Genomic DNA, 12612 nt, shown 5'->3' on the forward strand with positions numbered 1-12612 from the left:
ATCAACTTCCCCCCTCTTTTCTATACTTGGCTACCTTAATAGTAATAATTTGTAGTATGACATTTAACAAACTCACAACGATGAATAATTGATGGACAGTTAGCGGTGTAAAATAATAACCCCATTGCACTTTTTCCGTCATTTGATGAATGAAATAAAAGGAAGTAAGTGTAGATATACTATTCCCTATGATAAATGTCAATCTATGACTAAAACGTATACTCAGAACAGCAAGAAAGGGAGCCGCAATTAGTATCAATAAATAACCAAGCATGGATTGATTCATAAAGTCTTGATACATCGCAAAATAGACAAAGGGGAAACTATAAAACAAAATAATGAGCAAACTTGTTGTTCTCATAGAATATGTTCACTTCCATTTACAATTCGTCTAAAATAATTATAAACGGAAATTTTTAACACTTCAACTCTATCCTGTATCTATTGAAACGAACAGTAGTATAAGTTATTCTAATGCGCTATCATCTCATGTACAATATCATGACCAGTCATCTGGATAGGATAATAGGTTGGCCAATGCTCTACTTCCTGTAACAATGTCTCGCGATTATCTCCCCAATATAAATGATAATGACCTGATTTTGTTGGGTAAATATTATGATCACTAAACTGGATATACTGCGGTAGCCCTTCTTTCGCCTCATCTAGCTTGAAGCTATATCTTACTCCACGATTTCCTGCTTCATAGGTCAAAATCTCATAGCCATCGTTCTGATATGTGCCTCTTAACTCTTGTCCCTCGTTAAAAAATGTTACCTCATTGCCTTTAATCGCAATACGACCAACCGTTGTTTGATAGCCTATAGCATAATAGTCCTTGTATTCCTCAAATGTCTTGTCGCCACCTTGCTCAACCTTATATGTGAAAACCTCATCCAATGTACCATCTTGCAAATAAGGATAGACGGATTGCCAATCTCCTTCCCAATCTTGTAATGACCGTTCTTGCACTTGAGCATCCTCAAAATAGCCCTTATAAATTTGCATTGTTGCTTCATCATGGCTGTGACTATGCTCATGGCTATGTTCCTCTTTCCGTGCAGATTCTTTTTTCTCCTCTTGCGCTACCTCTACCTGTTGACATCCCATTAATAATAGACTTAGCGTCAACAAGCCTAAACCTTTTTTCAAATCTCTCTTTTTCATGTTACTCCTCCTACAAATAGTAATGATTACGATTTATGATTATATCGGTATGTATCTAGCCTGTCAAGCATGTATCATCATTCTTCAATGTGCAGTGGATTTTTGCATAAAAAAATCCCTCTTGACTAGGAAAATGTGCTAGTCAAGAAGGTTTGAACTTGTTGTATGCATGAGTTGCATGGCAATGATGAATATTATTTTAGGTCCAACCTTTACTCTACATGTAAATAACGCTTCACTTCATCTATATGCTCAAACGTGAACATATTGGTCAAAATTAACTGGAGCGCTGGAGCATCTGCTTGAGCAAGAACTTCTTTAAAATTTTTTGGTAATGCGCCAAATTTGTGTGTTAATTGGAGTAATGTGACCTCAAGTAAAGCTTCATTTTTTCCTTGTTGTAGCCCCTGTTGTACACCTATTTCTTTCCACATTTCTGCTAATGTCATAGCAAGCTCCTCTCCCTTCATCTCATTTGTTTCTAGTTGCTTAATGATACGCACCATATCCTGTTTAGATAAATCATTCCCTGCATCAAAAATATAGCGTAGCATTGTTTCAACATAGCCAACTGCTGACTGTTTATCTTATATCGCTATTATACAACGCTCCCAATGCACTTGCATCTCATTCATTCTCACAAACAACACAAAAAACCCAGAATGTTCTGGGCTTGATTGCACTTATTACTTGATGCTGATTAAAACTGTCGGGCTTTGGCTTCACTTCTCAAGATTCGATTATGAAGCGTGATTTCCGTTTCACCATTGACTTGAGCTTTCGCATGCTTAATCCGCGTCCAGTTGCGGTGGATTTTTTGAGATTTTGGGTCTAATCGTTCAAATTTACTCATCATCCAGCCTCCTCATCTACATAAGTGAAATCTTCTGTAGTATGAACGATTTATCACATTGCTATACTTTTGAGCATTGTAAGACACTACACTTATTCAAAGTCCTTTTCGATATCTTTTTCATTTTCAGCAAAGCCTTATAAAACCTCGCCCACCAAGAATCTTCTGGAAATCGCTCTGCTAATTGGCTAATAGGCATGAACTGAAAACCTTGCTCATCGGTTTCTTCTCCTCAATTGCTATTTTGATTATCTTCTCATAAGCGATAAATTTCGGTCAATGTCAAAAAAATAAAAAACAGATGTCTGTTGTATCAATCACCTTGCTTTCGATAGATATAGCATTTGCTGATTCAAGCCAAAAAATATCCAAGTAATAAATCTATTAGGGCATCAAAGATCTCCAGTATGTCCATGCTTTAAGATAATCCTCTAAATCATGTGGATGAACTTTTACACAAACACCAATACGCGTATATAACTGAAAAATAACTTCTTCAATAAGCTGCGTTTTTTCGATATATGTCACTTGTTTAAGTAAAGCGAATGAATTAAATAGTGTTTCTAAATTTAAATCATCAGGTGATGAACAAAATGCGTAAGTAAAATCATATATGATTGGGCCTATCAATGGCGAAGGATCTATAATGCCTACTATTGCGTTATTGTCAAACACAAAATTGTGAACACCCGTATCACCATGAAGTAAATATTTCATTTCTTGTTTTTCATACAAAGCTATTCGCTCAACGATGGATTTTACTTTCTGATAATCCTCATTTGGCAATAAACTACCTATATTGATATAGGCTGACTCCAAACTACAACTATTAAATTCATACCAAGTTTGTCTAGGGATTCCGCCTAATCTGCCCCAATTTGCATTTTGATCATATTGTTCATAATGATTAAATAATTCTTTTACTAAAAGTGTCAGCCATTCTAGTTTAGAGCCACGATTATAATGAGTTGTTCCTGCAATATACGAGTAGAGAATATATTCCTTTTTAGGATCTATATAAAAAATTTTAGGTAATAAATTAACATGTTGATACATATGGAAAAATTGCTCAGTTAATTGTATGTTTTTAGGGTCATCTAACTTAAGAACATATTTGGGTACACCCTTTTCTAAAAGAGTATATACTAGTCCATCTGTAGTGCCACTCTTCATCCTATCAATATCTTGTTGATTAGAACTAATGACACCTTTTTCTTGTAAATCCATGATTATATTTTTAACGTTTACTATTCCAGTCATTATATAGTGCACCTCAAATCGTCAGGTAATTTATGCATTTATTACATATAACAACTATAAGGCAAAATGATATATATATCATCATGTTAATCAAAATAAATCTACATCTACTAATGTAGAGATGCTTTTTAAAATCATTACTTGTATACACTTAAATCCTCATAAGGATAGACATTCTGTGTACAAAAAGTTATCTATACTAAACATACATCAATGTTCCTCTAACTCCTGTTCATATGCTCCTTTTTCTTTTGGCAATATAATAACCAATATGATAAAAAAATCATCATAATTAGCGGTGCGATTATCTCTACCATACTATTCTCCTAAAATAAAATGCTGGATAGTTGGCACTAATTCTTTGTGCAATGGTAATGATGGGTCAGCATATGTGGCTAAGTTACTCGTACGATCCATTGGTGCATTTTTCAGCACATGGTTCATGCCTTCCATATACACCAGCTTGGCATCTGGCTTCCCTTTTTTCAATGCCTCTGCATCTGTTCCAACTACTTGTAAATCTGATGTTCCTTGAATAAGTAAGACAGAACTATTCACTTTTGCTAGCTCACTTGCAGGATCATATTTTAGCCATGATATCATATATGGCTGTATCGAAGGACGGAATAACGATTGTAGTTCAGACGACACATTTTGGACGAATGCACCTTTTTTTAATGTAGCAAGAGCTGCTGTTGCTTCCTCCATTAACTGTGGTGGTAATTGTCCCTGTAACTGCTCTAGTAAAACAGCATCGATTGGTCTACCTGCACCTGCAATGGAGATAAAGGACGTAACTGGCGTTTTTTGTGCCGCTAATATGCCAATTAATGAGCCTTCACTATGTCCAATGACATGTATACTTGAATAGGCTTTCTCCGCTGCTAATGTGTTCAAAATTTGTACAACATCATCGGCATACACATCAATCGTCACATCCTGCTCCTTCATTAACAAAGATTGATTATCCCCAATCCCTCGCTTATCGTAACGAACGGTTGTAATCCCCTGTGTAGCTAATTGCTCTGCTAGCATTTTTAAACTATTGTTTTTTCCGCCAATAGCTGAATTGCCATCCTTATCTGTTGGACCTGAGCCTGCAATGATGACAGCAACAGGTGACAGTTCCTTGCTTGCTTTTTGGACCGCTACTGTCAGCTCACCATTTTTGACAGGAACCTTTATCGTATCATAAGTAATAGATTGCTCCTGATAAGGCTTTAACACAAGTTGAAATGTACCACCATTTTGCTGGAATGTTGCCTCAATTTGCTGGTCTTTTAATGTGCCTTTGATACCAACCATGGAGCCTTTTAGATTAATCGTGATATTGACCTCATCTCCTTTATAGGCAATGCTTTTCAATGGATAGTTCGCTAAGCCTTGTGCAGGTACAGAAAATGTACCACTATCTCTTTGCAAATCCATTTCAATTGGTAATGCGCCATTTGGTGTGGTAAGTATACCTTCCCATCGACCAACGAATTGCTTATTCATATTGCTTTCCTCCTCCTTTTGTGTGCAAGCTGTCAAAATAAATACAACCAGCCAAAGACATAACCATTTTTTCATGATATCCCTCCTAACTGTTATATATATAGTAGCACAATTTTTAAAAAAGAATCAATTAGAGAAAAAGAGTAATGATTTCGCATATCTACGAGATCATTACTCTTTTATCATTTATTATTTATCCAGCATCGTTAGGAAGTTGACAACCATTTTCGCTACTTGTGCACGTGTTGCAGAAGCAGATGGGTTAAATTTACCGGCAGAACCTGATGCAATGCCTAATTCCTCAAGCATCGTAATCGCTGCGATTGTTTCTGTATCATATTTCCCTAAGTCAGCAAATGATGCACTACCTTCTGGTACATACTTTTCCCCTGTCATATACTGGTATGCACGATATAGCATTAATGCCACCTGTGCACGTGTTACTTCATTTGATGGGCTGTATTTTCCATCTGAGCCTTTAATCAGTCCTGCTTCAAAAGCTGCTATCATTTCAGCTTGTGTTTCAGGTGCATAGTGACTAATATCACTAAATGGTGCATTTCCTTCACCTTTTAAATCAAAAGCACGAGCAAGGATAGATGCAAATTGTGCACGTGTAATATTCGCATCTGGTTTCACTGCTCCATTTGCATCACCTTTAAATAAGCCTTTATCAATCATTTGCTGTATATAATTCGTTGCCCAATGATTCGCTGGCAAATCTGTCGGCACAAATGGTGCTGGTTTTACTGGTTCTTCTGGCTTTGGTGTTTCAGGTTTTGTTTCTGGTTTCGTCTCTGGTTTTACTTCAGGCTTCGTTTCTGGTGTTGTTGTATTACCTGTTCCATTGTTGCTATTACCACCTTCATTTGTTACTGGTGGTTCTGGTGTGATTGGTGGATTAGGCTGACTTACTGTTGGTCGCACATCTACTTGCACAAGCACTGGATCATGGTCACTTGCACGACCAGCCATATCGGTGAAGTCAGCATTAATATGAATGGCATCGATTTCTGTTTTCGCTGCTAAATTATTCGACACTAAAATATGGTCAAGTACTTGTGAGCTACCTTGGAATACATACGAATAACGGTCTTCCGCTGGCAGTTTATTAATCATATTTGTCATATGTCGATTTTCTAAAATTTTCACAGAATCTGCGAATTGGAAATCATTGAAATCCCCTACTGCCACAATATTTGCGTTTGGATTTTTCGTTTTTACATTATTAATAAAGCCTTCTACAAGCGTTGCAATATTTTTACGTTGGACTTCACTTTTATTCACAACTGGTTGCTTAGAGCCATATAAAGCATCATCGCCATTTTTTGAATTCCAATGGTTGACAATCACAATCACTTTCTCACCCTTAAAGTTAAATTGTGCTGCTAATGGCTTACGGCTATTGTTGAACGCAGGATTTTGTGGCTCAATACGTCCTGGATTGACCGTTAAATTGCCATTTTCATAGCCAACTGCTGTTGTTGCATCTCCCGCTGGAATATCACTTAAAGATACACGATTCGGATTATATAACACACCTACACGAATATTCGCACCTGGTGCACCACCATCTGTATTGTTAATTGGGTCGATATTGGCATATTTATATTCTACGCCACCTGCCGCTTGGATAGCTTGGATTAGACGCTCATAACTCTCATTCGCTGCTGCGACACCATTGTCATCAGCACCATTATTATCCTGTACTTCTGTAACACCGACAATATCAGGGCTATTTAAGTCTTGTACAAACGCACGTGCTAATTTAGCCGCTTTATCATCAGATGTTCCCTTTTTATTATTAGAGAAGTTTTCAAGATTGTAAGAGCCAATTGTCAGCTTGTTTGCATCTTTGACAATATGTGTTTTTTCAGGCGTTACAGAGCCTTTAACATGTGCAGCTTCCATATCTGCTAAGGATGCGTAAATTTTATAGTTTTGATAAGAGTAACCGACAACACCAATAATATCTCCTACAAATTTGTCACCTGTCGCTACAGCAAATTCACGTGCAGCACCATTAGGGTCTAAACGGAATTGGATAATATCAGGATTTTTATAGTCCTTCTCTAACAAAACACCACCATGTTTCGTATTCGTTGCTCTGCTTGGCAACACAGTTGTTAAATCACCCTTTGCTTGTGGACCAACTGCTTTAACATTGGATACTTGCACGCGCATTCCTTCTAAGCTCTCCCAGAAGTCAATTGTATCTGTTTCTGGATTGAACACTGTTAAGTTATCACTATCAATCGCACCTGTTGGCAAATTGTTTTCATTAATTGTGATTGGTGTTGGTAATGGCATATTTTGTGCTAGACGTGTTACATCTGTACTACCCACCGTGATTTGTGTTGTTAATAAATCTGTTGATTGACGCTCATCATAACCATCAATCGCATAGTCAGATACTTTTCCTTTGACAGAGACTAAATCACCCACGCTAATCGTTGAGAGTGCTTTGCTTGCATACAGGGTAATTCCTTCTGACGTCTTCGGATCATTGTCAACTTCATTATCAGGTGTTTGAATTGTATAATATGCTGCACCATTTAGAGCATACGTCGATGTCACAATACCTTCGATACCACTTACCGTTTGACCAGCATATGGTGATTTATGTCCTGCGCCTTGAATATCATGAATACGCAATTTATCTACAAGTTTATAATTCTCTGTAATCACATCACTGTATTGATTATCCGCTGTTTTCACAACTGCTTTTAATACTGTGTCTGTTGTTATAGTAATTGGTCCAATATATGGTTTGCCACTATTTGTTCTTGGGTCTGAACCATCTGTTGTATAGAAAATTTGTGCATTTGCTGTTGTTGCTATTAATTCTATATCTTTACTACTTCCTACAATTGTGCCACCTGCTGGGTTGGCTGTTGGTGGTAATAAAATAGATGAATCAATTACTACATCTGCCGTTGAGCGTGGAATAATTTGATAGTCATTATCAAATTGCTGCACGATACCTGTAATAGATAAGTAACGGCTAGCAAGTAAGCCTAGTTGCCCTGTTTCATCACGCACAATGAATGTATTATTGTTGTCATCAGTTGCTCTATAGTTACCATTTACACCAGCCTGTAACGAGATGTTTTGCACTGTAACTAGTTGTGATTCATGACTTTCATTTACCTCTGCACCAGCAATTAGTTTTGGCATTATAATTGTGCCTGTATCTTTTGATGTTACTGTCGCTGAATCCAATTGTAATAAGCCTTTGTAGTTAGACAGTGTACCTGTTAATGTCACAAGGTCACCTTCTGCTACTTGAAGTGATGTAGGACGAACAGCGATACCACCTGTTGCATCTTGCACCGCAATCGTATTTTTCAATTTTGCCGTTACCGTACCTTGAATAGTGACTGTACCTGTTTGTTGCGCATGTGCTGCTGCAATTGTAATAGGCGGTGCTGATACTGGTGGTTGTGGTGTTGTTGGCACCCATCCTACTGGTGTGATGGCAGATGGTGATTTTAAACCTGCATGTTCACTAAAGTACTTCTCTAAACTTCCTGTTACTTCAATTTGTTGACCAATTATCGTTGGATTTGATTGTAATCCAAAAGCTGAACGATAATTAGTAGTCAATTGTACAAATAACATTTTTTCAGGGTCAGTCTCATTTGGAGTGTCTGCAATGGCAAGGTTATTATTATCTCCTGCGGTTGGGACAACACTGGTTGCTGATTCCACATAACCAACAATATAACCACGAACTGTTGTTGACGAGACTTTCTTTGTAGCATCATATACTCCAATTGCCTCTGCCACCGTTAAAGTTGTTGCTGCACTTGCTATAATCGGCGTTGCTGGTGCTACTGCGCTGACAACTAATGCAGAAGCAGCTAGCATATTGAACGATTTACGCCATTTTCCATATCTCATCTCTCTATTCCCCTTTATTTGCTTTATATGTTAGACAATACAGATGAGCCATTCATCCCCTCACTTGTCATACGTCTAACATTGTAGCAAATAAAGCGTTTTCTTTTATTAATTTTTTGTAAATTTATATTAAGAAACTGTATTTTAATTATTATGTCCTATAGAAATTAATTCTTTGGAACTAATCATCCTATGAAAACAAATTCAAAGTTCCGATAAAATTTCCCTACAAGAAAAAAGACCTAGAATGTTTTCTAGGTCTTTGCACACTTACGCTAAATCAAACAGTTGTGGCGGACTTTCCTGAGATGGTTTGTCACCTGTCGTTAAACTACTCATTCTGCATCCTCCTCATCCTATTCACTTGCTAAAGTGTATCTGCTGTTATTATGGACAATGTTTGTACACTTTATACAAGATACGTTTTCGCTTTTGCAATTTGCTGACTGACTTGCTCAAAGCCAGTACCACCTAATGAATGACGGCGACGCACAGCCGCTTCAGGTGCTAAGACATCATAAATATCTGCCTCAATCAAGCTACTTTCCTTTTGCATCTCTTCAAGTGGTAAATTTAATAAGTAAATCCCTTTTTGAATACATGTAAAGACAAGCTTACCTGTCACCTCATGTGCTTCACGGAACGGCATACCTTTTGTCGCTAAATAATCCGCTAGCTCTGTTGCATTGGAGAAGTCGCTGTGTACCGCCTGTTGTAAACGTTCGGTATTGACTGTCATTGTGCGCACCATACCCTCAAAGATTTTCAGTGAGCCTAAAATTGTGTGCACGGTATCAAACATGCCTTCTTTATCTTCCTGCATATCCTTATTATACGTTAATGGTGTACCCTTCAATACGGTTAACAAGCCCATTAAATTACCATAAACACGACCTGTTTTTCCACGAATTAACTCTGCCATATCAGGATTTTTCTTTTGTGGCATAATGGATGAGCCTGTAGAAAACGCATCATCTAGCTCGATAAATTTAAATTCATCTGTAGACCATAGAATAATTTCTTCTGCAAAGCGAGATAAATGGGCCATTAGTAGGGATGCATTGCTTAAAAATTCCACAATAAAATCACGGTCACTCACCGCATCCATCGAATTAGCATAAACCTCACTAAAGCCTAGTAACTCCGCTGATTGTAAACGGTCAATCGGGAAGGTCGTACCAGCCATTGCTCCTGCGCCTAATGGTAAAATATCAATGCGCTTGATGGACTCTATAAAGCGCTGTTTATCACGCTCTAGCATCCAAAAATACGCCATTAAATGATGGGCAAAGGAAATCGGCTGGGCACGCTGTAAATGCGTATAGCCTGGTGCAATCGTTTCTACATGTACCTCTGCTTTATCGATTAATGTTTGCTGGAAGGCTTTGATACAATCAATCGTCTCCTGTACACGCTTTTTCAGGAAAATATGCATATCTGTCGCCACTTGGTCATTACGGCTACGGCCTGTATGTAATTTACCACCGACAGGACCAATTAAATCAATCAGCATTTTTTCTAAATTTAAATGAATATCCTCATTTGCCACCGTAAATTCAAGCTCACCTGCCATCGCCTTTTCACGTAGCTGTGCAAGCCCACCAAGAATCGCCTCCACATCAGTGGCTGGCAAAATACCTGTAGCACCAAGCATCGTCACATGTGCAACACTGCCCTCTAAATCTTCTAATACAAGCTGTTGGTCAAAGCCAATGGATGCACCGAATTCATCGACCCATGCCTCCGCTGATTTTTGGAAACGCCCGCCCCAAAGTTTTGTCATAACCGTTCACCTATTCTTTCATCTAGTAAAAAGTGTAACGTCGCATCAAGCTACGCTACACCTTTTCGTCTTTATTTTTGATTCACCGCAGCATTGACAACAGTTGGTAGTCCCCATAGCTCGATAAAGCCTACTGCTGATGCATGGTTGAATTGGTCTTCCTTCGAGTAAGTTGCTAATTTCTCACTATATAATGAATTCGGCGATTTACGTCCTTCTACAATCGCATGTCCTTTAAATAGCTTCACACGCACTGTACCGTTAACAAATTTTTGTGATTCCGCTAAAAATGCCTCTAATGCCTCACGTAATGGAGAGAACCATAAGCCTTCATAAATTAGCTCGGATAGCTTTTTCTCAATGACTGGCTTAAAGTGTGCCAATTCCTTTACAAGTGTTAAATCCTCTAGCTCTTTATGCGCTGTTAATAACACTTTTGCACCAGGAATTTCATATACTTCACGTGATTTAATACCAACTAAACGGTTTTCCACATGGTCGATACGTCCAACGCCATGCGCACCTGCTACAGCATTTAACTCTTGAATTAAATCTGCCAGCTTCATTTCCTGACCATTTAAGGCAACTGGCTTGCCTGCTACAAATTCGATTTCCACGAATGCCGCTTCATCTGGTGCATTTTCAAGTGATACCGTTAAGCCATATGCTTCCTCTGGCGGCGATACCCAAGGATCTTCCATCACACCAGCTTCATTCGCACGTCCCCAAAGGTTTTGGTCAATAGAGAACGGTGAATCAAGTGTTGCAGGAATCGGTACATTATGCTTTGTCGCATATTCGATTTCCTCATCACGGCTCCAGCCCCACTCACGTACAGGCGCTAGTACCTCTAAATTTGGATTTAATGCTTTAATGGATACTTCAAAGCGTACTTGGTCATTCCCTTTACCCGTACAGCCATGTGCCACTGCATCTGCGCCTACTTGGTTCGCAATCTCCACTAATTTTTTTGAAATTAATGGACGAGATAGCGCTGATACTAACGGATATTTTTGCTCATACCATGTATGTGCCTGCAAGGAAATCAGTGCATACTCCTCTGCAAACTCATCTTTAGCATCCACCATATAGGATTCCACTGCACCTACTTGTAATGCTTTATTTTTAATAAATTCAAGGTCTTTGCCTTCTCCGACATCCAAGCAAACAGCGATTACATCCCAGCCCTGCTCCTTTAACCATGGAATGGCGACAGATGTATCAAGACCACCTGAATATGCTAATACTACTTTTTTATTTGTCATAAATGTATGCCTCCAATTGCTGTGCGATATTCGTATATTTATTCATAAATACAAAACTTTATACACACATAGTAGCATAGTATAAAAATAAAAACAAGTGTATTTTTATTAATTTTATTGTATAACATTTATTATTTTTTATGAAAAAATGACTTTCCTACATATTCAATAGCTGCAGGAGCGAGTGCATACAGCTTGCTCGTCCATCCCATAAACCTTGGCAAATTTACTTCTCTTACAGGGCGTTCAATCGTTTTCATGACTGCCAGTGCGACTTCCTCTGGAGACAATAGATAGCGGCCTAGTGATTGACGGTAGCCTGTATCATCACTTGCTTTATCTAAAAAAGGTGTGTCGATTGGACCTGGGTGAATCGCTGTCACTTTAATATGATACGGTGCTAGCTCCATTCGTAGCCCATTGGTAAAGCCGACCATCGCATGCTTGGTCGCCGCATAGACACTCGCTTTTGGCGTTGCTACTTTGCCTGCTTGTGAGCCCATTATAATAATATGCCCTTGTTTACGTAGCATCATCGGTTGCACAATACGCTTTGTCACATAAATCGGCACGCTAATATTAAGTGCCACCATTTCAGCAATCGCTTCATCTGACAGCTCTGGCGCTATGGCAAATCGCCCTACCCCTGCGGATAAAATAGCCACATCTATACTAGGTAGCTGTGCACATACTGCATCAATTTCTTCTATATTTTGCAAATCAGCCTGTATAACATGTGCACCTAATCGCTCCAATGCCTTTAACGCTACTACATTCCGTCCTGTCGCATAAACTGTATGACCTTGTACCACTAAAAATTCCGTTATTTTCAAGCCAACACCACTTGTTGCCCCTGTCACAAAAATCGTTTTTTTCTGCATACA

Annotated in this window: 10 protein-coding genes; all 10 read right to left on the bottom strand. The window is 38.4% G+C overall.

Going from position 1 to position 12612, the window contains the following annotated elements:
• Position 1: 1 nt before the first annotated feature.
• On the bottom strand, positions 2-361 hold the full coding sequence (locus OPF91_RS11870; RefSeq protein WP_264988960.1) for a hypothetical protein: 360 nt from the start codon (positions 359-361) through the stop codon (positions 2-4).
• A 110-nt stretch (positions 362-471) separates the two neighbouring features.
• Complete coding sequence (locus tag OPF91_RS11875) at positions 472-1110, bottom strand: metal-binding protein ZinT (RefSeq protein ID WP_373877051.1); 639 nt, start codon at positions 1108-1110, stop codon at positions 472-474.
• Between the two features lie 269 nt (positions 1111-1379).
• The gene (locus tag OPF91_RS11880; RefSeq protein WP_264988962.1) at positions 1380-1721 is read right to left on the bottom strand and encodes an RpnC/YadD family protein; all 342 of its coding nucleotides are present in this window, start codon (positions 1719-1721) and stop codon (positions 1380-1382) included.
• A gap of 146 nt (positions 1722-1867) precedes the next feature.
• Positions 1868-2020, bottom strand: a complete 153-nt coding sequence (locus OPF91_RS11885; RefSeq protein WP_264988963.1) for a YpzG family protein — start codon at positions 2018-2020, stop codon at positions 1868-1870.
• Positions 2021-2404: 384 nt separating this feature from the next.
• Positions 2405-3280, bottom strand: a complete 876-nt coding sequence (locus OPF91_RS11890) for a phosphotransferase (protein WP_264988964.1) — start codon at positions 3278-3280, stop codon at positions 2405-2407.
• Between the two features lie 318 nt (positions 3281-3598).
• Positions 3599-4852, bottom strand: coding sequence for an alpha/beta hydrolase (locus OPF91_RS11895; RefSeq protein WP_264988965.1), 1254 nt, complete (start codon positions 4850-4852; stop codon positions 3599-3601).
• A gap of 114 nt (positions 4853-4966) precedes the next feature.
• Positions 4967-8680 (bottom strand): DUF8508 domain-containing protein, encoded by a 3714-nt coding sequence (locus OPF91_RS11900; RefSeq protein WP_264988966.1) that lies wholly within the window; start codon positions 8678-8680, stop codon positions 4967-4969.
• A 409-nt stretch (positions 8681-9089) separates the two neighbouring features.
• Positions 9090-10463, bottom strand: a complete 1374-nt coding sequence (gene argH, locus OPF91_RS11905; RefSeq protein ID WP_264988967.1) for an argininosuccinate lyase — start codon at positions 10461-10463, stop codon at positions 9090-9092.
• Positions 10464-10534: 71 nt separating this feature from the next.
• Positions 10535-11728 (bottom strand): argininosuccinate synthase, encoded by a 1194-nt coding sequence (locus OPF91_RS11910; protein WP_264988968.1) that lies wholly within the window; start codon positions 11726-11728, stop codon positions 10535-10537.
• A gap of 131 nt (positions 11729-11859) precedes the next feature.
• Positions 11860-12609 (bottom strand): SDR family NAD(P)-dependent oxidoreductase, encoded by a 750-nt coding sequence (locus tag OPF91_RS11915; RefSeq protein WP_264988969.1) that lies wholly within the window; start codon positions 12607-12609, stop codon positions 11860-11862.
• Between the last annotated feature and the right edge of the window lie 3 nt (positions 12610-12612).

It is taken from the genome of Lysinibacillus piscis, assembly GCF_026012395.1.
GTDB lineage: Bacteria > Bacillota > Bacilli > Bacillales_A > Planococcaceae > Lysinibacillus > Lysinibacillus piscis.